The sequence below is a fragment of the Sphingomonas spermidinifaciens genome (genome assembly GCF_002351485.1).
GTDB lineage: Bacteria > Pseudomonadota > Alphaproteobacteria > Sphingomonadales > Sphingomonadaceae > Sphingomonas > Sphingomonas spermidinifaciens.
On the sequence record NZ_NWMW01000001.1, the window covers coordinates 82,755 to 104,472 of the forward strand.

At 67.9% G+C, this 21,718-nt stretch carries 17 protein-coding genes and 1 riboswitch; of the genes, 11 read left to right on the forward strand and 6 right to left on the reverse strand.

The window, feature by feature from the left end:
- Positions 1–24: 24 nt before the first annotated feature.
- A riboswitch (cobalamin riboswitch) is annotated at positions 25–244 on the reverse strand.
- A gap of 72 nt (positions 245–316) precedes the next feature.
- A complete protein-coding gene (locus COC42_RS00415) occupies positions 317–3,355 on the reverse strand; it encodes a PAS domain-containing protein (RefSeq protein WP_096341344.1) in 3,039 nt (1,012 codons plus the stop codon).
- Positions 3,356–3,689: 334 nt separating this feature from the next.
- Here COC42_RS00415 and COC42_RS00420 point away from each other — a divergent pair, with 334 nt between their 5' ends.
- Genes COC42_RS00420 through COC42_RS00445 form a run of 6 tightly spaced genes read left to right on the forward strand, consistent with a single transcriptional unit; the run spans position 3,690 to position 9,771 of the window.
- On the forward strand, positions 3,690–4,940 hold the full coding sequence (locus tag COC42_RS00420) for an MFS transporter (RefSeq protein WP_096341345.1): 1,251 nt from the start codon (positions 3,690–3,692) through the stop codon (positions 4,938–4,940).
- Positions 4,937–5,845, forward strand: a complete 909-nt coding sequence (locus COC42_RS00425; protein ID WP_096341346.1) for a hydroxypyruvate isomerase family protein — start codon at positions 4,937–4,939, stop codon at positions 5,843–5,845. Before COC42_RS00420 ends, COC42_RS00425 begins: the two co-directional genes overlap by 4 nt.
- A 14-nt stretch (positions 5,846–5,859) precedes the next feature.
- Positions 5,860–6,663, forward strand: coding sequence for a 3-keto-disaccharide hydrolase (locus COC42_RS00430; RefSeq protein WP_096341347.1), 804 nt, complete (start codon positions 5,860–5,862; stop codon positions 6,661–6,663).
- Positions 6,663–7,241, forward strand: coding sequence for a gluconate 2-dehydrogenase subunit 3 family protein (locus COC42_RS00435; protein WP_096342981.1), 579 nt, complete (start codon positions 6,663–6,665; stop codon positions 7,239–7,241). Before COC42_RS00430 ends, COC42_RS00435 begins: the two co-directional genes overlap by 1 nt.
- Positions 7,238–8,071, forward strand: coding sequence for a sugar phosphate isomerase/epimerase family protein (locus COC42_RS00440; RefSeq protein ID WP_245843745.1), 834 nt, complete (start codon positions 7,238–7,240; stop codon positions 8,069–8,071). Before COC42_RS00435 ends, COC42_RS00440 begins: the two co-directional genes overlap by 4 nt.
- A 20-nt stretch (positions 8,072–8,091) precedes the next feature.
- On the forward strand, positions 8,092–9,771 hold the full coding sequence (locus COC42_RS00445) for a GMC family oxidoreductase (protein WP_096341348.1): 1,680 nt from the start codon (positions 8,092–8,094) through the stop codon (positions 9,769–9,771).
- A 27-nt stretch (positions 9,772–9,798) separates the two neighbouring features.
- On the opposite strand, the gene COC42_RS00450 is transcribed toward COC42_RS00445, so the two are convergent.
- On the reverse strand, positions 9,799–11,637 hold the full coding sequence (locus COC42_RS00450; protein ID WP_096342983.1) for an ABC-F family ATP-binding cassette domain-containing protein: 1,839 nt from the start codon (positions 11,635–11,637) through the stop codon (positions 9,799–9,801).
- A gap of 62 nt (positions 11,638–11,699) precedes the next feature.
- Here COC42_RS00450 and COC42_RS00455 point away from each other — a divergent pair, with 62 nt between their 5' ends.
- Genes COC42_RS00455 through COC42_RS00470 form a run of 4 tightly spaced genes read left to right on the forward strand, consistent with a single transcriptional unit; the run spans position 11,700 to position 17,810 of the window.
- Positions 11,700–15,257, forward strand: a complete 3,558-nt coding sequence (locus COC42_RS00455) for a hydantoinase B/oxoprolinase family protein (RefSeq protein WP_096341349.1) — start codon at positions 11,700–11,702, stop codon at positions 15,255–15,257.
- Positions 15,257–15,913, forward strand: a complete 657-nt coding sequence (locus COC42_RS00460) for a DUF969 domain-containing protein (protein WP_096341350.1) — start codon at positions 15,257–15,259, stop codon at positions 15,911–15,913. Before COC42_RS00455 ends, COC42_RS00460 begins: the two co-directional genes overlap by 1 nt.
- Positions 15,910–16,815, forward strand: a complete 906-nt coding sequence (locus COC42_RS00465; RefSeq protein WP_096342984.1) for a DUF979 domain-containing protein — start codon at positions 15,910–15,912, stop codon at positions 16,813–16,815. The genes COC42_RS00460 and COC42_RS00465 overlap by 4 nt, the downstream gene beginning before the upstream one ends.
- Positions 16,812–17,810, forward strand: coding sequence for a DUF2891 domain-containing protein (locus tag COC42_RS00470; RefSeq protein ID WP_096341351.1), 999 nt, complete (start codon positions 16,812–16,814; stop codon positions 17,808–17,810). The genes COC42_RS00465 and COC42_RS00470 overlap by 4 nt, the downstream gene beginning before the upstream one ends.
- 374 nt (positions 17,811–18,184) lie before the next feature.
- On the opposite strand, the gene COC42_RS00475 is transcribed toward COC42_RS00470, so the two are convergent.
- Positions 18,185–18,616 carry an organic hydroperoxide resistance protein gene (locus tag COC42_RS00475; RefSeq protein ID WP_096341352.1) on the reverse strand — a complete coding sequence of 144 codons (432 nt, stop codon included), beginning with the start codon at positions 18,614–18,616 and terminating at the stop codon, positions 18,185–18,187.
- A 23-nt stretch (positions 18,617–18,639) separates the two neighbouring features.
- The gene (locus COC42_RS00480; RefSeq protein WP_217991247.1) at positions 18,640–19,656 is read right to left on the reverse strand and encodes an alpha/beta hydrolase; all 1,017 of its coding nucleotides are present in this window, start codon (positions 19,654–19,656) and stop codon (positions 18,640–18,642) included.
- Positions 19,657–19,769: 113 nt separating this feature from the next.
- Here COC42_RS00480 and COC42_RS00485 point away from each other — a divergent pair, with 113 nt between their 5' ends.
- The gene (locus COC42_RS00485) at positions 19,770–20,249 is read left to right on the forward strand and encodes a MarR family winged helix-turn-helix transcriptional regulator (RefSeq protein WP_096341353.1); all 480 of its coding nucleotides are present in this window, start codon (positions 19,770–19,772) and stop codon (positions 20,247–20,249) included.
- A 158-nt stretch (positions 20,250–20,407) separates the two neighbouring features.
- Here COC42_RS00485 and COC42_RS17325 read toward each other — a convergent pair whose 3' ends face one another.
- On the reverse strand, positions 20,408–20,629 hold the full coding sequence (locus tag COC42_RS17325; protein WP_141395751.1) for a hypothetical protein: 222 nt from the start codon (positions 20,627–20,629) through the stop codon (positions 20,408–20,410).
- A gap of 582 nt (positions 20,630–21,211) precedes the next feature.
- The gene (locus tag COC42_RS00490; protein ID WP_217991248.1) at positions 21,212–21,694 is read right to left on the reverse strand and encodes a nuclear transport factor 2 family protein; all 483 of its coding nucleotides are present in this window, start codon (positions 21,692–21,694) and stop codon (positions 21,212–21,214) included.
- Between the last annotated feature and the right edge of the window lie 24 nt (positions 21,695–21,718).

The window sequence follows — 21,718 nt, forward strand, 5'->3', positions numbered from 1 at the left end:
CCCCGGCCATCCCCTGGACCACAGCGATGAGCGACTGCGCCGGCAGGTCTCCTGGCTCGCGGGTCAGGGCTCGGCGGGCGCCTTCCCAGGTTTCCCCAGTGGCTGTGCCCGGCGCATTGCCGGCCACGTGCTCGCCTCGCTCGCCGCTTACAGTTGCAGGGACAGCCGCGGAATTGGAGCCTTGGGGGCTCCGCACCGCATTCCCATTCAAGCCCTCTCGGGCACCGGCGCGATCTTTGTCGTTCGGGCTGACCCGTCCGACGCGCCGCCCTTTAGCGCAAGCGGGCGTCGTCGCAAGCGCAATCGCCCGACGCCTTCAGCCTTCGATCACGTCGCGGATCTTGCGGGCGAGGCCCTCATAGGTGAACGGCTTGGCGATCAGGTCGATGCCGGGCTCTAGCCGTCCGCCCTGCATGATCGCGTTGCGCGTATACCCGCTGGCGTAGAGGACGCGCAGTGCCGGCTTCACCGCGCGCGCCTTCGCGACCAGCTCGCTCCCCGACATGCCCGGCATCACCACGTCGGTGAAGAGCAGGTCGATCGCGGTATCGCGCCGCTCAAGCAGGCGCAGTGCCGTGGTGCCGTCATGCGCCTCGAGCACGCGGTAGCCGAGCTCGCGCAGCACCTCGACGGTATAGGCGCGCACATCGTCATCGTCCTCGACGACCATGATCGTCTCGTCCAAGCGGCGCGGGAGCGGAGCGGCGGTCACCGCCTCCTCGTCGCGCACGCCGTCCTCGCCGTGGAAGCGCGGCAGATAGAGGCGGATGGTAGTGCCGACATGCTCCTGCGAGAACATCTTCACCTGCCCGCCCGATTGGCGGACGAAGCCATAGACCTGGCTGAGGCCGAGGCCGGTGCCGCGCCCGACCTCCTTGGTGGTGAAGAAGGGCTCGAACACGCGCGCCAGCGTCTCGCGCGGCATGCCGATGCCGGTGTCGGTCACGGCGACCATCACGTAATCGCCCGGCGGCACCTCGGAAAGGTCGCCTTCATGTACCTCGGCGTTGCGCGTCTCGATGACGAGGCGCCCGCCGCCGGGCATCGCGTCGCGGGCGTTGACCGCAAGGTTTAGGATCGCGTTCTCAAGCTGGTTGGGATCGGCCTCGACGCGCCACAGGGCCGGGTCGCCGATCACCTCCAGCGTCACCGTCTCGCCCAGCGCCCGACCGATCAGGTCTGACATCTCGCCGATCAGCCGGCCGACGTCGAGCGGCTTGGGGTCGAGCGGTTGGCGGCGCGAGAAGGCCAGCAGTCGCTGGGTGAGCGCCGCGGCCCGCTCTGCGCCCTTCTGCGCATTGCCCATCGCCCGCGTCGCGCGCATCGCGTCGCCCACGGCCAATGCGCGGCGGGCGATGTCGACGCTGCCGATCACGATCGTCAGCAGGTTGTTGAAGTCGTGGGCAATGCCGCCGGTCAGCTGGCCCACCGCCTCCATCTTCTGCGCCTGACGGAGCGCTTCCTCGGCGGCGAGCAGCGCGCGCGTGCGCTCGGCGACGCGCGCCTCGAGGCTGGCGTTGAGCTCGGCGAGGTCGCCATTGATGCGGACCCGCTCGATATGGGCCCAAGACCGCTCGGCCACCGCCGCGATCAGGCTTAGCGACTCGCTGCTCCAGGCGTGCGGCACACGATCATAGACCGCCATCAGCGCCGTCAGTCGTCCGCCCTTGACCAGCGGCATGCACACCGTCGCGGCGACGCCGATCGCGGCGAAGGTCGCCGCCGCCGCTTCGGGCAGCTCTGCGGCGATGTCGGCGACGACGAGCGGCTGGCCCGCCCGCAACGTCGCAACCGCACGTTCGCCGAAGTCGCGAAGGCGATAATGACCGACGATGCTGTCGGTACCCGGCGCCGCGCCATCGCCGCGAATGGTAAAGCCGTCTTCGTCGGCATCCATGTCGGCATAGGCGCAGTTGGCGACGCCCATGTGGCGCGCGACCATCGCGGTCGTCGTCGCCATGATCGTGTCGGCATCGCTCGCGTCGGCGATCGCGCTGCCGAGATCGTCGAGGAACTGAAGCTTCGCCTGACTCTCGCGCAGCGCCGCCTGCTGGGCGCGGCGTTCGGTAACATCGGTGTGGATGCCCACCCATTCGACGAGCGTGCCGCTCTCGTCGAAAAGGGGCACGCCGCGGGTAGCGAACTGCCGCCATTCGCCGGCGGCCGTGCGCACGCGATGTTCGTGGACGTACATCGACTGGCTGGCGAGCGCCGCCTGCCACGCGGCGACCGATCCCGGCACGTCGTCGGGATGCACGGCCGCGGTCCAGCCATAACCGCGATACTCGGCCTCGGTCTGCCCCGTCAGCGCATGCCAGCCGGGCTGGTCTCCCTGCATCTCGCCCTCCGGCGTGTTGGTCCAGACATAGCCGTCGATCGCCGCGACCGCCGCGCGGAAGCGCGCGTTGCTGGCGCGCAATTCGGCCTCGCGCGCGCGCCGCTCGGTCAGGTCGAGCATGGCGCCGATCATCCGCACCGCCCGCCCGTCGCTCCCCCGCAGGATCGAGCCGCGGTCATAAACCGGCGCGTAGCTCCCGTCGGCGCGCTCGAACCGGTATTCGGCCGACCAGTTCAGGTCGTCGCCAGCGATTGCGGCATAGATGCTGGTGCCCACCCCGTCGCGATCGTCGGGGTGAATGCGCTCAAGCCACCAGTGACCGGCGGTCTGGTTGCCCTCGGGCTTGTGGCCGTAAGCGATCTCGAGTGCCGCGTTCCACTGGACGCGGTCGGTGGCGAGGTCCCAGTCCCAGATCGCGTCGGTAGTCGCCTGCGCGGCGAGCTGGTAGCGTGTCTCGATCGCGAGGCGCTCCTCGCGGCGCGCGCGGGCGTCGGCGATCGCGCGCCGCAGCTCCATCTGCGCGACGACCTGACGCGCCAGCGACTCGAGCAAGCGGCGCTGTGCCGGCGTCAGCCCGTCCGGGCGGGCGACATGGTCGATGACGCAAAGGGTGCCGAGCGGTGCGCCGCTCCGGCCATAAAGAACGGCGCCCGCGTAGAAGCGGATGCCGCCGGTCGCGGTGACGAACGGGTTGTCGGCGAAACGCGGATCGGCGCTGAGGTCGGGTACCACCATCAGCCCGTCGCCGGCGAGCGCGTGGACGCAGATCGACGTTCCGATCGGCGTCTCGCGCGCGCCAAGGCCAACCTCTGCCTTGAACCACTGGCGATCGCGCGCGACGAGGCTGACCAACGCGATCGGCGCCTCGAGCGCGTCGGCGGCGAGCTGCGCAAGCTCGTCGAAATCATGCTCCGCCGGCGTGTCGAGAATGTCATACGCTTCGAGCGCGGCGATGCGCTCGGGTTCGTTCCAGCGCCGACGGCCTTCGGGTGCGTCGGTCTCGATCGGTTCGCTCATCTTGCGGCACTAGCACCCGCGCGCATGGGCAGCACGCGAAATTATCCTATGTTGGACAGGCGCAACGCATTCGTCCGCGGCCATGCCAACGTTGTCATGTTTACGTATGCTGTTGCTGCGCGGGTGAGGCCTCACAGGGCGGTGTTGGTCCGCGCGAAGAAACCAAGAAACTTACCTTACCAGTGTCTTACGATCAATTCCGACCATCCAATGTTAATGCACGTTCATTTTCATATTTGCACACGAGCGCAATGTAACGCTTTACACGCTGCCGCGCGCTGCATAGGCCTGTGCCCGAGCAAAGCGGGCGAACCGCGTGAGGGAGGAGTGCGGAATGGCCGCGATTGACGGGACCATTGCGGGCGGCGCGCGTCCGGCGGCAGGCATGCTGACAGCGCGTCTCAGCGCGTTGATGTTCATGCAATTCTTCGTCTGGGGCGCGGGCGCGGTGACGCTCGGCCTCGTCATGCAGACGGTCGGTATCGGCGACCTCATCGCCAACGCCTTTTCGGTGGGGCCGATTGCCTCGATCGTCGGGTCGTTCCTCCTCGGCATGGCCGCGACGCGGTTCCTCAGTCCCAAGATGCTGATGGTGATCCTGCATCTGGTCGGCGGCGTGCTGCTCTTCATTCTTCCCGGCTTCATCAATCCGGAAGGGGGCAGCACCTTCGTCTGGCTGCTCCTTTGCTACATGATCCTCTATATGCCGACGGTCGGCTTAGCGAACACGATCGCGCTCAAGAGCTTCGGCGAGCGGGTCGATCGCTTCCCGTTCGTGCGCGCATTCGGCACGATCGGCTGGATTGCCGCGGGCCTCATCATCGGCTGGGCGGGCCTGTCGGCGAGCCCCGAGATTTTCCGCGTCGCCGCGGTCGTGTCGCTCGCGCTCGGCTTCTACAGCCTGACGCTCCCCAATGTCGAAGCCGACGCGCCGAGCGACGGCAGCCTCGTCCGCCAGGTGCTCTGCGTCGAGGCGTTCGGGCTGCTGCGTCAGCGCTCGTTCCTGATCTTCGTCACTTGCGCGACGCTGATCTCGATCCCGCTGGCGATGTATTACGCCTATGCCTCGCCCTATGTCGGCGCGGCGGGGATCGAGAATGTGGGCGGCACGCTCGCCATCGGGCAGATGTCCGAGCTCGTCTTCATGTTCTCGATGCCGCTGCTCTATCGCCGCTTCGGCGTGAAGCCGCTACTGCTGGTGGGCATGGCCGCCTGGGCGCTTCGCTATGCGCTGTTCGCGATCGGCGATGGCGGATCGGGGCTTTGGGCGGTTTATCTCGGCGTTGCGCTGCACGGCATCTGCTACGACTTCTTCTTCGTCGCCGGCGCGATCTATACGCAGACGATCGCCGCGCCGAAGGGGGTCAATGCGCAGGCGCAGGGGATGCTGACGCTGTTCACCTATGGCGTCGGCATGCTGCTCGGCTCGCAGATCGGTGGCCTCCTCTATGCGCAGCTGCCCGCGACGCCGACGATCGCCGACTGGCAGGGGATGTGGGTCGCGCCCGCCGTCGCCGCAGCGGTGATCGCGCTGATCTTCCAGTTCAGCTTCCGCGACGACAGCCGCGAGGGCGTGCGCGGATGAGCCTCACCCGCCGCAGCCTGATCGCCGCCGCCGCGGTGACGCCGCTGGTCGCTGGCGCAGCCTGTGCCGCGCCGCAGTCGAACGCCGCGCGCTTCTCGATGAAGTTCGCGCCGCACGAGGGCAGCTTCGCAAGCCGCGGCGGCAGAATCGAGCAGATCGCCTTTGCCGCCGACCAGGGGTTCACCGCTTGGGAGGACAATGAGGCGGCGGGCCGCACCGTCGCCGAGCAGACGGCGATGGCGAAGGCGCTGGCCGACCGGGGTATGACGATGGGCGTCTTCGTCGCCTCGATGCCCAGATGGGGCGAGAGCCGTCCCCGCTTCGGGTCGGGCGACGTGGCGGAGCGGGATGCGTTCCTTGCGGACATCCGCGCCTCGCTGGATGTGGCCAAGCGCCTCAATGCGACGCACGCGACCGTGGTGACGGGCTTTCTCGACCCGCGCGTGCCGCTCGACGTGCAGACCGCGCGCGTCATCGACGTGATGCGGCGCGCCGGCGACATTGTCGCGGGCAAGGGCCTGACGCTCGTCATGGAGCCGCTCAACACCCGCACCGACCATCCCGGCGTCTATATGCAGACCTTTGCACAGGGGCTCGCGGTCGCGCGCGGGGCAGACCGCGCGGGGGTCAAGGTCCTCGCCGACTGCTACCACGAGCAGATTCAGTCGGGGAACCTGATCCCGGCGCTCGGCATGTGCTGGGACGAGATCGGCTATATCCAGTTCGGCGACAATCCCGGCCGCAAGGAGCCGGGGTCGGGCGAGATCAACTACGGCAACATCGTCAAGTGGCTGAAGTTGAAGCGCTATGCCGGCGTGATCGGCATGGAGCACGGCAATTCGATCGACGGACGCGCGGGCGAGGAGCGGCTGATCGCCGCCTATCGCGCGATCGACAAGGTGTGAGGGGAGTAGGCGTGATGTTTGCAAGGTGGGCCGCCGTCGCGGCCGTGGCGCTGGCCGGTCCGGCCGCTGCGCAGGACAAGCCGGGCTTCAAGGACACGCCCGTGCTGCCGGGCGGCAAGTGGCGCGTTCATGACGCCGACCGGCCCTATCCGGCGGTGGTCGCGCCGGCACCGCAGCCGGGCGGCGCGCCCGCCGATGCGGTGGTGCTGTTCGACGGCACCTCGCTCGACGCCTGGCGGCCGAGCAAGGCGCTCTGGACGGTCCGGGACGGCGTCATGACCATTCCCAAGGGCGCGGGTCCCCTGACCACGAAGCAGAGCTTCGGCGACGTCCAGATGCATCTGGAGTTTCGCAGCCCCAATCCGCCGACGCGCACGTCGCAGGATCGCGGGAACAGCGGCATCTGGTTCATGGAACGCTACGAGATCCAGATCCTCGATGGCCATGACAACCCGACCTATGCCGACGGCACGGTCGGCGCGGTCTATGGCTGGAAACCGCCGCTCGCCAACGCCTCGCGCAAGCCCGGCGAGTGGCAAAGCTACGACATCGTGTTCGAGCGGCCGCGCTTCGATGCGGCGGGCAAGCTCCTTCGTCCCGCCTACATCACCGCATTCCTGAACGGCGTACTCGTCCAGAATCATCAGGCGATGCTCGGCACCACCATCTGGCGGCAGATTGCGAAGTACGAGGCGCATGGCGATGCCGCGCCCATTCAGCTTCAGGATCACGACTCGCCCGTATCAATCCGCAACATCTGGGTGCGCCCGCTGCCCGAGGCGGCGATCGCGCAGGACCTGACAGGAGAGGCCAAGTGATTATCGACCGCAGAACCGCGCTGGCCGGCGTGGCCGCGATGTTCGGGGCAGGGGCGTTCGCGCCGATCGCCCGAGCCGCCACGGCAGCCGCACAGACCAAGGGTGCCGTCATTCCCGGGATCAGCGACGGGCCGCCGAGTGTGGCCGTGTTCACGCCCGCCCAGCGCACGCTGCTGACCGCGCTGTCGGAACGGGTGATCCCGACCACCGACACGCCGGGCGCGATCGCCGCGGGCGTGCCGCAGTATATCGAGAAACTGCTCGCCGACTGGTCCTATCCCAAGGAGCGCGAGCCGATCATTGCCGGGCTCGACGCGATCGACAAGCGATCGGTCGCCGACTTCAAGGTCGCTGGCGACAAGGCGTCGGCCAAGCAGCATGACACGCTGCTCACCTTGGCGATGAACGACCAGATCCCGGGCGGCAAGGCGTGGTTCGAGAACTTCCGCCAGCTCGTCATCACCGGTTATTACACGTCGGAAATCGGCATCACGCAGGAGCGCGAATATCTGCCGGTTCCCGGCGAGTATAACGGTGCCTTCCCCTATGCCGGCGTCAACAAGGTCTACAGCTCGTGATCCATCGTCGTACCCTGATCGGCGGCGCTGGCGGGGCGCTTGCGCTCGCGGCGATGCCGCGCCTTGCCGCGGGCGCGCAGCTTGGCGCCATAGGCCTCCAGCTCTACACCGTGCGCGAGATCTTCCAGAAGGATCCGGTCAAGACGCTCGAGCAGGTCGCCCGCATCGGCTATCGCGAGGTCGAGTTCGGTGGCGGCGGCTATGACGCGATGGACCACAAGCTGCTCCGCCGCACGATGGACCGCCTGCGGCTGAAGTCGCCGTCGGTGCACATCGGCTATGACGCGCTGCTCGCCGACCTGCCCAAGCAGGTGGCGATGGCGAAGACGCTGGGAGCCGACACGGTCGTGCTGCCGTACATGACCGACGAGTACCGCAACGAGGCCGGGTGGAAGGGGGCGCTGCCCAACATCAACCGCTTCGCGACCGAACTGAAGGCAGCGGGCCTCGGCTTCGCCTATCACAACCACGATTTCGAGTTCACGACGCGCATCGGCGACAAGTCGATGTACGACCTGCTGCTCGAGGCGACCGACCCGGCGCTGGTGAAGATCGAGCTCGATCTGTTCTGGGCGATCGTCGCGGGGCAGGACATGGAGGCGTTGCTCGATCGGCTGTCGCCACGGCTCTACGCCTATCACGTCAAGGATCGGCGCGCCGACGGCAACATGACCGCGGTCGGCACCGGCACCGTCGATTTCGGCGCGATCTTCGCCCGCCCGTCGAGCAAGGGCGTGCGCCACTTCTATGTCGAGAACGATCAGGCGCCTGCGCCCTATCTTCCCGACATCACCACCAGCTTCAAGACGCTCCGCGCGCTGCGTTACTGAGCGCGTACCGGGAGGGATTTATGCAGACGGCTTCGACCAACCGTTTCGATGCGATCGTCATCGGCTCGGGGATCAGCGGCGGGTTCGCCGCCAAGGAATTGACCGAAAAGGGCCTCAAGGTCCTGATGCTCGACCGCGGCGTGATGGTCGAGCACAGCGAGGGCTATGATTACGAGGGCAAGCCCGCCTTCGAGGTGCCGGCGCGCAACCGCATGCCCGAGCCGCTGCGCGACAGCGACTATTTTATCGCCCGCCACGGCTATGTCGCGCCGAGCAGCCGCAAGTTCTACAATGACGACCGGCTCAATCCCTACGCCTATGACGAGGGCAGCAAGTTCTATTGGATTCGCCCCGGCGCGGTGGGCGGCAAGTCGCTGATCTGGGGCCGCTGGAGCTTCCGCTGGGCCGAAGAGGACTTCGCCGCGAACAAGCGTGAGGGGATCGATGGTGTCTGGCCGATCGGCTATGACGATGTCGCGCCCTGGTACAGCCAGGTCGAGAAGTACATCGGCGTCTCGGGCTCGCGCGAGAACCTGCCCTATCTGCCCGATAGCGAATTCATGCCGCCTATGCCGATGAACATCGCCGAGAAGTGGATGAAGGAGCGGCTCGAGGCCAAGTTCCCGGGCCGCAAGCTCATCAACACGCGCCTGTCGAACATCACCGTCGACAAGCCCGAGCAGAACCGCACCAAGTGCCAGCACCGCAACCAGTGCGGCAATGGCTGCTCGTTCGGCGCGTATTTTTCCACCCAGGCGGTGACGCTGCCCGCCGCGCGCGCGACGGGCCGCTTGACGCTCCAGTCCGATGCGGTCGTCACCAATCTCGAGTACGACCCCAGGGCCAAGCGCGTGACGGGTGTGCGCTATATCGACGCCAAGACGGGTCAGGCCCAGGTCGTCAATGCCGGCCTCGTCTTTCTCTGTGCCTCGGCGATGGGGTCGGTTCAGATCCTGATGAACTCGCGCGCGCCGGGCAGCGAGAAGAGCTGGTTCGACAATAGCGGCACGCTCGGCCGCTATGTCATGGACCATATCTTCCGCGTCGGCGTGTCGGGCGACATCCCGGGCATGACCGAGTATATCGAATATGGCCGGCGGCCCGGCGGCGTCTATATCCCGCGTTTCCGCAACATCGGCGGCGAGGAAGGCGTGGGGTTCAAGCGCGGCTATGGCTACCAGGGCGGCGCCAGCCGCAACCCGATGGGTCCGGTCGGCTTCGGGGCCGAGATGAAGCACGGGATGCGCAAATATAGCGGCTGGAACTTCGGAATGGGCGCGTTCGGCGAGTGCCTGCCCTACAGGGACAATCACGTGTCGCTCCATCCGTCGAAGGTCGACCGGTTCGGCGTGCCGCTGATGAAGTTCGACGTTACCTTCCGTGAGAACGAGCTGAAGATGATGGCCGACGCCAAGGAGCAGGGTGAAAAGATGTTGCGCGAGGCCGGCCTCATCAACGTGTCGAGCTATGAGGGGGAGCACGTCCCCGGCGACGCGATTCACGAGATGGGCGGCGCGCGCATGGGCGCCGATCCGCGGGCGTCGGTGCTCAATGGGTGGAGCCAGGCACATGATGCGCCCAACCTCTATGTCACCGACGGTGCACAGATGGCATCGGTGGCGTGCGTCAATCCCTCGCTGACCTTCATGGCGCTGACGGTCCGCGCCGCCGACCATGCAGTGAAGCAGCTGCGCACCTGACCGACCGCCGCCTGGGCCTTTCGGGGCTCAGGCGGCGATCGCCTCCGCCGCCTCGCTCGCCTCGAGCCACGCCGCTTCCGCCGCCGCAACCGCGAGGTCGAGCTCGGCCCTGCGCTTCATCAGGTCGCCGACCGGCGCACCGGCTGTCGCCGGGTCCGCGAGCGTGCGATCGAGGGCCTCGCGCTCGGCGCTCAGCCTGGCGAGATCGCTCTCCGCTGCCTTCGCGCGCTGGCGCAGCGCCTTAAGCTGGTCGCGATCGAGGCCCGACTTCTTCTCGCCCCCGCGCGCCTCGGCCTTGGCCGGCGACTCCTTGCCGAGAATCATCGCGATATAGTCGTCGACCGACCCGTCGAAGTCGCGCGCGGTGCCGTTGTCGACCAGCACCAGCCGGTCGGCAGTCATCTCAATCATGTGGCGGTCATGGCTGACGATCACGACGGCGCCGGTATAGGCGTTGAGCGCCTGGATCAGTGCCTCTCGCGCATCGACGTCGAGGTGGTTGGTCGGCTCGTCGAGGATCAGCATGTGCGGTGCGTCGCGCGTGATGAGCGCCAATGCCAGCCGTGCCCGCTCGCCGCCCGACAGCTTGCCGACCTGCGTGGTGGCTTTCTGCCCCGCAAAGCCGAACCGCCCAAGCTGCGCCCGCACCGCGCCGGGCGACGCACCCTTCATCGCGATCGTCATGTGCTGAAGCGGCGTTTCATCGCGGTCCAGCTCCTCGACCTGATACTGCGTGAAATAGCCGACGCGCATCTTGCCGCTGGCGCTCATCCCGCCTTCCATCGTGGGCAGCTGTGCCGCCAGCAGCCGCGCCAGCGTCGTCTTGCCGTTGCCGTTACGGCCGAGCAGCGCCAGCCGGTCGTCGGGGTCGAGCCGAAGGTTGAGGCGGCGCAGGATCGGCACCGCGTCGTATCCGACCGCCGCCATGTCGAGCGTGACCAGTGGCGGGCGCAGTTCCTCGGGATCGGGAAAGCCGAAGGACAGCGTCGGATCGTCGATCAGCTCGGCGATCGGCTGCATCTTGGCCAGCATCTTGGCGCGCGCCTGCGCTTGCTTGGCGGTCGAGGCACGGGCGGAATTGCGGGCGACATAGTCCTGCAGCTTTTCACGCTCGGCCTGCTGCTTGGCGCGGGCGGAGGCGATCTGCGCCTGCCGTTCGGCCCGCTGCCGCTCGAAAGCGTCGTAGCCACCGGGATAGAGCGTCAGCTTGCCGCCGCCCAGATGCAGGATGTGGTCGACCACATTGTTGAGGAAGTCGCGCTCGTGGCTGACGAGCAGGATCGTCGCCGGATAGCTTTTGAGGAAGTCCTCGAGCCACATCACCGCTTCGAGGTCGAGGTGGTTCGACGGCTCGTCGAGAAGCAGCAGGTCGGGCTGTGAGAAGAGCAGGCTGGCAAGCGCCACGCGCATCTTCCACCCGCCCGAAAAGCTGTCGAGCGGGCGCTGCTGCATATCCTCGTCGAAGCCGAGGCCGACGAGGATCTGCGCCGCACGCGACGGCGCGGTATAGGCGTCGATCGCGATCAGCCGCTCATAGACGTCGCCGAGCCGATCAGGGTCCTCGCACGTCTCGCTCTCGATCATCAGCGCAGCGCGCTCGGTATCGGCGGCGAGCACCGTTTCGAACGGCGTCCGGTCGCCCGCAGGGGCTTCCTGGGCGATGTAGCCGAGGCGCGCGCCGCGCGGCATGTCGATGCTGCCGGCATCGGCCTCGATCGCGCCGGTGATGGTACGCACCAGCGTCGTCTTGCCCGCGCCGTTGCGACCGATCAGGCCGATGCGGCCCTTGGGCGGCAGGCGCGCGCTGGCGCCGTCGATGATGGTCCGGCCGCCCAGGCGCACGGTCACGTCGTTGAGGTTGAGCATCGCCACCGCCTAGCAGGCGCGCGCAGCTTCCCCAAGCCTGCGAAGGATGTCAGACAGCGGCGATGAGCGAATGGCGTTTCTGGATCGACCGCGGCGGCACCTTTACCGATGTGGTGGCGCGGCGGCCAGATGGCACGCTGGCGACCGCCAAGCTCTTGTCCGAAGATCCCGCCCGCCGCCATGACGCGGCGGAGGCGGCGATCCGCGAGCTGACCGGCGTGGGCGACGGGCCGCTGCCGCCGTGCCGCATCCGCATCGGCACCACGATCGCCACCAACGCGCTGCTCGAACGCGCCGGTGAGCCGGTGTTGCTGGCCATTACCAGGGGCTTCGGGGACGCACTGACCATCGGCTATCAGGATCGGCCCGACATCTTCGCCCGCGACATCCGCCGCCCGCCGCCCTTGTTCGCGGAGGTGGTGGAGATCGACGAGCGCGTGGGCGAGGACGGCACGGTCCTGACCCCGCTCGACCACGGCGCGGCCGCCGCGGCGTTCGCCGGCGCGTATAAAAGGGGCCTGCGCGCGGTTGCGATCGTCCTGATGCACGGGTGGAAGCACACCGCGCACGAAGCGGCGCTGGCCGAACTCGCCGCCGCGGCAGGGTTCACCCAGGTCTCGGTCAGCCACCGCACCGCGCCACTCATCCGCCTTGTCGCGCGCGGCGACACGACGCTCGCCGATGCGTATCTCTCGCCCGTGCTGCGCCGCTATGTCGAGGGGCTGGAGGGGGCGCTGGGACCCGACCTCCTGTTCATGCAGTCGAGCGGCGGGCTGGTCGCGGGTTCTGGCTTTGGCGGCAAGGATGCGTTGCTCTCCGGCCCGGCGGGCGGGATCGTCGGCATGGCGCGAACTGCCGCGGCGGCAGGGTTCGACCGCGTCATCGGCTTCGACATGGGTGGTACCTCGACCGATGTCTCGCTTTATGCCGGTACCTATGACCTGCGCTCTGACGCGGTGCTCGCGGGCGTGCGCGTCGCGGTGCCGATGATGCGGATCGACACCGTTGCCGCGGGCGGCGGGTCGATCTGCCATTTCGACGGCGGGCGGCTGCTCGTCGGCCCTGCGTCGGCGGGCGCCGATCCCGGCCCGGCCTGCTATCGCCGCGGCGGCCTGCTGACGATCACCGACTGCAACCTCGTTCTGGGCAAAATCCAGCCCACGCATTTTCCTGCGTTGTTCGGGCCGAACCGTGACCTGCCGCCCGACCGCGCTGCGTCCGAGGCTGCACTCGATGCGCTGCTCGATCAGGTCGAGGCGGCGACCGGCGACCGCCTGACCCGCGAAGCCGCTGCCGAGGGGCTGGTGGCGATCGCGGTCGCCAACATGGCGCGCGCAATCCGCGCCGTCTCCGTTGCGCGGGGCGAGGACCCGGCGGCCTATGCGCTCGCCTGTTTCGGCGGGGCGGGCGGGCAGCATGCCTGCCTCGTCGCCGATGCGCTGGGGATGCGACAGGTGCTCATTCACCCGCTCGCCGGGGTGCTGTCGGCGGTGGGCATCGGTCTGGCCGAGCGGAGCGTGGTGCGGGAAGCGACGCTCGGACTGCCGGTCGGCGATGCCGGTATTGCGACGGCGCTGCACCGCCTTGCCGACGACGCGCGAACCGCGCTGGTTGCGCACGGGGTCGCCGCGAAGGCGATCCGGATCGAGGCGGCGGCGCATCTCCGTTATGCGCGTGGCGACCAGACGATCGAGGTGCCCTGGGGCAGCTCCGACGCCATGGCCGCCGCCTTCGCCGGGGCACATCGCCAACGCTTCGGCTTCACCGGCGACGATGCCCTCGTCGCCGAGCGGCTGCGCGTCGAGGCGCGGGCGAGCGATGGTGAGGATTTGCCCGCCGCCGCGCTGCCCATCGAGACGGCCGCCCCGATCGATCGCGTCGCAATGTATCTCGCGGGCGCAAGCCACGACGTGCCGGTCCATCGGCGCGAGGATCTCGCCGCCGACGCGCGCCTCTCAGGACCGGCGTTGATCCTCGACCCCGTGTCCACCGTCGTCGTCGAGCCGGGCTGGCAGGCGCGGGTGCTCGGCGAAGGGACGCTCCTGCTCGAACGCAGCGAAGCACCCGGTGTCGCGGCATCAAGCGAAGTCGCCGACCCTGTCAGGCTTGAAATCTTCGCGGGCCTTTTCATGGGCATCGCCGAGGAAATGGGCGCCGCCCTCCAGCGGAGTGCCGCCTCGGTCAACATCCGCGAACGGCTTGATTTCTCCTGTGCGATCTTCGATGCGGAAGGGGGCCTTGTTGCCAACGCCCCGCATATTCCGGTGCATCTGGGATCGATGGGCGAAAGTATCCGCACCGTCATCGCCAATCGGGCGGGGACGATGCGCGCGGGGGAGGTCTATGCCCTCAACGATCCCTATCGCGGAGGCACCCACCTGCCCGACATCACCGTTGTCATGCCGGTGTTCGCGGGTGGCGACGCACCCGCTTTCTATGTCGCAGCGCGCGGGCATCATGCCGATGTCGGTGGGACGACGCCCGGCTCGATGCCACCTGACAGCCGGACGATCGCCGACGAGGGTGTGATCTTCGACGACGTGCTGATCGTCGCCAATGGCGTCATGCAGTCGGACGCGATCCGCACGCTGCTGGCGGGCGGGCCGCATCCGGCGCGCAACATCGACCAGAACCTCGCCGATCTCGCCGCTCAGGTCGCCGCCTGCGCACGCGGCGCGGAGGGTCTCCGCCAACTTGCGGCGGAGCAGGGCGGGGCGGTGGTCACGCGCTACATGGCCCATGTCCAGGCGCATGCCGAGGCGATGGCGCGGCGGATGATCGCGGCGCTCGACGACGGCACCTTCGCCTATGAACTTGACGACGGATCGGTGGTGAAGGTCGCCGTCCGCATCGACCGCGCGACGGGCGAGGCGCTGATCGACTTCACCGGGACGAGCGAGCAGCGCCCTAGCAACTTCAACGCCCCGCTCGCGGTCACGCGCGCCGCGGTCCTCTACGTCCTGCGGCTGCTGGTCGACGAGGCGGTGCCGCTCAACGAGGGGTTCCTGCGGCCCGTCACGCTGATCGTGCCCGAGGGGTCGATGCTCAACCCGCGCTTCCCCGCCGCAGTCGTCGCGGGCAATGTCGAGGTGAGCCAGGTCGTCACCGACACGTTGCTCGGCGCGCTGGGGGCGATGGCGGGGAGCCAGGGGACGATGAACAACCTCACTTTCGGCGACGCGACCTATCAATATTACGAGACGATCGCCGGCGGCGCGGGCGCGGGACCGGGTCATCACGGCGCCGACGCGGTGCAGACCCACATGACCAACAGCCGCCTGACCGATCCCGAGGTGCTTGAAACACGCTATCCCGTTCTGGTCGAGCAGTTCGCGATCCGGGGCGCGTCGGGCGGGACGGGCGAGTGGCGCGGCGGCGACGGCACGGTGCGGCGGCTGCGCTTCCTTGCGCCCTTGCGGGCCGGCATCCTCAGCAATCGCCGCGTGGTGCCGCCCTTTGGGCTGGCAGGAGGCGAAGGGGGCCGGGCGGGCGTCAACCGGGTCGAGCGGGCGGACGGCCAGATCGAGCCGCTCGGCTCGACCGCGATTGCCGACATGGCGCCGGGCGACGTGATCGTGATCGAAACGCCGGGTGGCGGCGGCTACGGAGCCGGCCGCTGATGCTGGTGCTGGCCGGCATCGCGGTGATCGCGGGCGGGTTCCTCCTCCGCTTCAACCCGCTCCTCGTCATCATCGTCTCGGCGGCGGTGACGGGGCTGGCGGCGGGGCTCGATCCCGGTCGCATCCTCGCCACCTTCGGCCGCGCGTTCAACGACACTCGCTACGTTACGGCGATCTACATGGTGCTGCCGGTGATCGGCCTGCTCGAACGGCGCGGGCTTCAGGCACGTGCGCGGTCGCTCGTCGCGGGCTTGCGCGGGGCGACGGTGGGGCGGCTGCTGATGGGTTATCTGCTGTTCCGACAGGTGACGGCGGCGCTCGGCCTCACGTCGGTCGGAGGGCCGGCGCAGACCGTCCGCCCGCTCGTCGCGCCGATGGCAGAGGCCGCGGCTGAGCGCCAGACCGGCGACGACGGCGAGAGCGAGCGGGTGAAAGCGATGGCCGCCGCCACCGACAATGTCGGGCTGTTCTTCGGCGAGGATATCTTCATCGCGATCGGATCGATCCTGCTGATGAAGGGCGTGCTGGAGGGCTATGGCATCGTCCTCGAACCCTTTCAGCTCTCGATCTGGGCGATCCCCACGGCGATCGCCGCGTCCCTGATCCACGGCGCGCGGCTGATGTGGCTCGACCGGCGGCTGGGGAGGGCGAAGTGATCGGCCTCGACCTCGTCTATGCCGTGGCTGGCGCGGTGTTTGCGATCTTCGCGGTGTCGGGCGTGCGCGACCGGCGCTGGGCCAACGCGGCGTTCCACGCGCTGATCGCGCTCTCCTTCCTTGCGGGCGACCGGCTGGGCGACGTCATCAACGGCGTCCTCGTGCTCGCGCTCGTCGCGATCGCGGCGTCAGGGCGGATGCGCCGGGCCGAGCCGACGCCGCCCGCAGAGCCGCGCTACGGGCCCCGCGTGTTCGTGCCCGCGCTGGTCATCCCGGCGACGGCGGTCATTGGCACGATCCTCTTCAAGCAGCTGCCGGGCCTCGTCGATCCCAAGCAGGTGACGCTCGTGGCGCTGACTCTCGGCACGCTGCTCGCGCTCGCACTCTGCGCCATGCTGCTCCGCGCGCGTCCCGACGAGCCGTTCATGGCAGGGCGCGACCTCATCGACGATATCGGCTGGGTCGCCGTCATGCCGCAGATGCTGGCGAGCCTCGGCGCCGTCTTTGCGCTCGCAGGCGTCGGCGAGGTGGTGGGCGGACTGATCGGCGCGGTGATCCCAGCGGGCAGCGTGTTCGGCGCGGTCGCGGCCTATGGCCTCGGCATGGCGTTGTTCACGATCGTGATGGGCAATGCCTTCGCCGCGTTCCCGGTGATGGCGGCGGCGGTGGGCGTGCCGCTCTTGATCCGCGGCGCGAGCGGCGATCCGGCGATCGTCGCGGCAGTCGGCATGCTCGCGGGCTTCTGCGGCACGTTGCTGACGCCGATGGCGGCCAACTTCAACCTGTTGCCCGCCGCGCTCCTCGACCTCCGGGACAAGTACGGCGTCATTCGTGCGCAGGTCGGCACCGCGCTGCCGCTGCTCGCATTCAACATCGCGCTCCTCTACGCGATGGTGGCATGACCCGCCTCGATCGTGAGACCGCCAGCGCCTTTGCCGCGATGACCTTCGGCCATGTCGGCCGCGAATATCCGAACATGCTGATGCACTTGCTCAATGGGCCTGAGGATGTGAGGCCGCCGTCGGTGCTCCACCCGATCTTCTACGGCAGCTTCGACTGGCACAGCTGCGTGCATGGCTGGTGGCAGCTGCTGCGGCTGATCCGGCGGTTCCCCGACCTCGACCTCGCCCCCGCGATCCGTGCCCGCGCCGATCCGATGCTGGTGCCCGAAAAGGTCGCGGGCGAGATCGCCTATTTCGAGCGGCCGGGCGCGGCGGGGTTCGAGCGGCCCTATGGCTGGGCCTGGGCGCTGGCACTGCACGACGAGGCATGCCGTCACGACGCCGGTTGGGGCACGGCGCTGGAGCCGCTCGCTCGGCTGCTCGCGGAGCGTTGCAAGGGGTTTCTCCCGCGGCTCACCTATCCGCTGCGGGTCGGCACGCATTTCAACATCGCCTTTGCGCTGACGCTCGCCTGGGACTGGGCGGAGCACCGCGACCCGGCGCTGCGGACCGCGATCGCGGATGCGGCGTGCCTCTGGTTCGGCAGCGACCGTGACTGCCAGGCGTGGGAGCCGGGGGGCGACGAGTTCCTGTCGCCGGCATTGTGCGAGGCGATGTTGATGAGCCGCGTGCTCGGCGCCGGGGCGTTTCGCGCTTGGTTCGACGGCTTCCTGCCTCGCGCGGCAGCCGGCGAGCCGGCGACCCTCTTCACCCCCGCGCACGTGTCCGATCGCAGCGACGGCAAGATCGCGCATCTCGACGGCCTCAACCTCAGCCGCGCCTGGTGCTGGCGCCAGATCGCGGCGGTTCTCGGCCCGGTGCATTCTGTCGCCCCCCGCGCCGAAGCGGCCGCCGCCACCCACCTCGCGGCCAGCCTGCCGCACCTCGGCGACGATTATATGGGCGAGCACTGGCTCGCGACCTTCGCACTGCTCGCACTCGATCGGGCCGACTAGCGGCCGTGTCGGCAAGCATTGAGGTCGCCCGCCTCGCCGAGCGGAAGCACGTTCGCGGTCGGCTGCGCGACCATGCCGCCAGCGCGGGGCCGTAGAGCAGTCAGACACCGCCCCAAAACCGAAGGACCACCCTTCTCGCTTGACACGCCGCCCCGGCAGCTGCTGCCGGATGCTCCTGACGCATTGACATCTTTCGCCACTGGATCGGGGTTACAGCGAAACCACGCGCATACTGAATTCAACGTGCGCGTCGCGCATCGGGTCCAACTAAGACCTGTTCCACGCGATGGGGCCAGTGTTGCGAGTTGCTTGCGGTGATTTGGACGACGAGGTGGCCCGGACCGCCGAGATTGTCCGGGCCAGTCGCCACAATGTCAGGCGTTTTCGGTGATGGTCAGGCGGACCGGGATGTTCCCCCGCACCGCATGCGAATAGGGGCAGACCGCGTCAGCTTCCTCGACCAGTGCTTCAGCCTCTGCGGCATCGAGACCGGGGAGCGAGACTTCAAGTGTCACGACAAGGCCAAAGCCCTTGTCCTCGCGCGGTCCGATGCCGACGGTCGCCGCCACGCTCGTATCGGCTGACAATCGGGCGCGGTTGCCCTGCGCACCGACGAATTTCAGCGCGCTGAGGAAGCAGGCGGCGTAGCCGGCGGCGAACAATTGCTCCGGGTTGTTGCCCCGGCCGTTGCCGCCCAGTTCCTTCGGCGTTCCCAGCGCCACTTCGAAGGTGCCGTCGTCGGTGCGTGCGGCGCCGTCTCGGCCGCCGGTTGCGGTAGCACGGGTTGCATACAGGATCGTGGTCATGACTCCATTCCTGGTCGAGGGGGTCAACGTACAAAGCTGCTGCGCAGCCGCTGGGCGCCTTGGGCAATGGCGGTGCGGGCCGGCTCACTCCCGGCAAGCGCGTTCAGCATCACGAAATCGTGCATCGTGCCATTGTAGCGGGTGATGGCGACGGGCACGCCGGCGTCCATCAGTCGACGCCCATAGGCCTCGCCCTCGTCACGAAGCAGGTCGTTCTCGGCCACGATCACGGTCGCTGCGGGAAGGCCCGCCAACTGGTCGAGCGAGGCGCGCAAAGGGAAGGCGAGCACGTCCTTTCGGCGGTCGGCGGGAAAATTCGCCTCCAGAAAATAATCCATGGCACGGCGGGTAAGGAACGGGCCATCACCGAAGGCGCGATAGGATGCGTTGTCCGAAACGTCATCGGTCACCGGATAGAAGAGCAGCTGATGGCTGATCCTCGGGCCAGCGCGGTCCTTGGCCATCATCGTGACGGCGATCGCCATATTGCCGCCCGCGCTGTCTCCCGCCACCGCCAGCCGCGACGGGTCGATGCCGAGCGCTGCGCCATTGGCGGCGACCTGCTCGAGCGCGGCATAGGCCTGTTCGTTGTTGACCGGGTAGCGAACCTCCGGTGCGTTGTCATATTCGACGAAGACGACTGCAGCGCGCGCCTGCACCGCCAGCTCGCGTATCAGGTGATCATGCGTGTTGCGGTCGCCCATCACCCAGCCGCCGCCATGATAGTAGAGCACGGCGGGCAGGGTGCCCGCGGCATCGGCCGGGCGCACGATACGGACGCGCACCTGGCCGGTCGGGCCGATCTTCCACACCACGTCCTTTGTCGAGGTGGCAGCCGATGCGGCCACCTTCTCGGCCTGCGCGCCCGCCAGCACGGCACGTGCGTCGGCATAGGGCAGTTCGTAGATCGGCTTCCCGGCAGCGGCAGCCTTGGCAAAGGCCGCGGCAGCTGGCTCGAGCGCCTGGGCTGACGCGGGCGCCGCGGCGAGCGGCAGCAGCGCGGTAGAGGCAAGGGCGGCGAAGTGCGTCATGCTGCGCATTGGTGATCTCCCTGTTAGAGGTATGAGCGATTAAATCGCACACGACCTAAATAGCTGGGTCACGTTCACTGTCAAGCGTTGCGATTTAATCGCGCGCGATTTATATGGGCCCCATGTCAGAAACATCGCCTCCCGCCCCTCAGGGCGATCCGCTCGACCAGTTCCTGTGCTTCTCGGTCTATGCGACCGGGCTGGCGTTCAACCGCGTCTACAAGCCGCTGCTTGATCGCTTCGGCATCACCTATCCCCAGTACCTCGCACTGGTGGCATTGCGGGGCGCTGATGCGCAAACGGTGAGCGCGCTCGGGGCTAAGCTGCATTTGGAGTCGAACACGCTGACTCCGCTCATCAAGCGACTCGAATCCGCCGGACTGGTCACGAGAACGCGGGACAAGCAGGACGAGCGCGTCGTTCGGGTTGCCTTGAGTGACGCCGGTCGGAGCCTGATCGACGATGCACTCGGCTGCATTCCTGCCGCGTTGCTCGAAGCGACCGGGATGCGTGCCGAGGAGTTGACGGCGCTCAACCACAAGCTGGCGTCCCTCGGTGCCGCGCTTCGGAGCGCCGCCGCCCCGGCGGGGCGCGCCGGATAGGCGCGGTCGAAGCGGTTCGGGCTGGCGCTTGGCATGGCCTCGGATAGATGGACGGTGCCTTGAGGCGCGGCGTCCATCTGATGAGGCCCTCTCCGCCGAAAGGGGCGGGAACCACCGGAGAGGGCGCCGCTTGGACGGAGGCCGAGGAGGTGCAGCGCTCACATCCCGTCCCCATCATCATAGCGGTGATTGTGAACGATCTGCGCTGTTCTTTGGCAGGCTGCGCCGCAGCGCACCTCGCCAAGGCTGGCCGCGAAATTCCGAAAGCTTGATCCATTCGGAAACAGCACGGCGACGCCGACGGCGGCCTGCGCTTCCGCCCGTCCGTCACCGGGTAAGCAAAATACGATAAACGTCGCGGCGACTGCCCCGATTCTCATGGGTCGGCTCCCTCGTCGGTGTGACCCGTGCAAGACAATTCCGAGTGCCGGTTATTCCAATGCCCCGAAAAACTGCTGCTGATACGGCCCCCCACTGGACAGCGCGTGCGCTGATCGACGCCTTTTCGGCACGCGCTCATAGCAATCCTCTGCCAGTCGAACTTCGTGCGCCCTTTTTGGTGCGCGGCTTCGGCCCAGCGATACGCAATCGGTGCTGCACTATAGCCGGGATCGTAGACCATGCCTTCCGACACGCCCGTGCACTCCTTCGGTGAATCCGCTCCGAGCCAAACCGTCTTCGAGTCGACGCCGCTCCAGCAAGCGGGCGTCCGGCTTGCAAAGACATGGGCCGCGCGCCCCCCGCCGATCAGGATTTTCTCCAGTCACTCGTCGCGACGCGGGCCCTCCATCCAGTTGCGCCCGAGGCCACCTCCGAAGCCAAGGCGCAGAACGGCGCAATTGTGATCCTGTGCACCGGATAGAGGAATGCGGAAGCTGACGCGCCATGAAGTCGCGGGGAGCGCGTCTGCAGCGGCGATCCTTGTGCTAGCGCGATCCCGCGTTTCAGGTCGAGAAAGCCGCTTACGGCTGGATCTCCAGCGCGGCGATCTTGCTGTCGCGCAATGTGAAGAGATAGCGCAGGTCGAGCGGGTTGCCGGGGAAGTCGCCGACAAGATGGCTCGTCACGATCGTCTGATCGCCGGTGGTCGTCACCGCTAAGGGCTCGCTGGTATAGCTGTAGACGGTGGGGGATTTTGTCTTCCAAGCGCCAACTGCGTCGTGGCCGCGGTTCATCACGTCCTCGTCGCGAACGGTGGCATCGGCCGTGAAGCGGGCGACGACGTCCTCGAGATCGCCGTGTCGATCCTCGTGGAAATAAGTCGCGAAAAAGAACACGCCGGGTTTGGGCAATAAGAGAGACGATTCAAGATGCGCCGTGTCTGTTTTCGGGATATTGACCGGGCAGTTGGCAGGCGGGAGCTTTTCAGCGTCTCGCGCTAGAATGGCCCGGCAGCGCCTTACGTCGCCGTCGCCAACAGCGGGGCGGCGCCCAGCGATTGCCATCGACCCACTGACAAGGGATGCGAC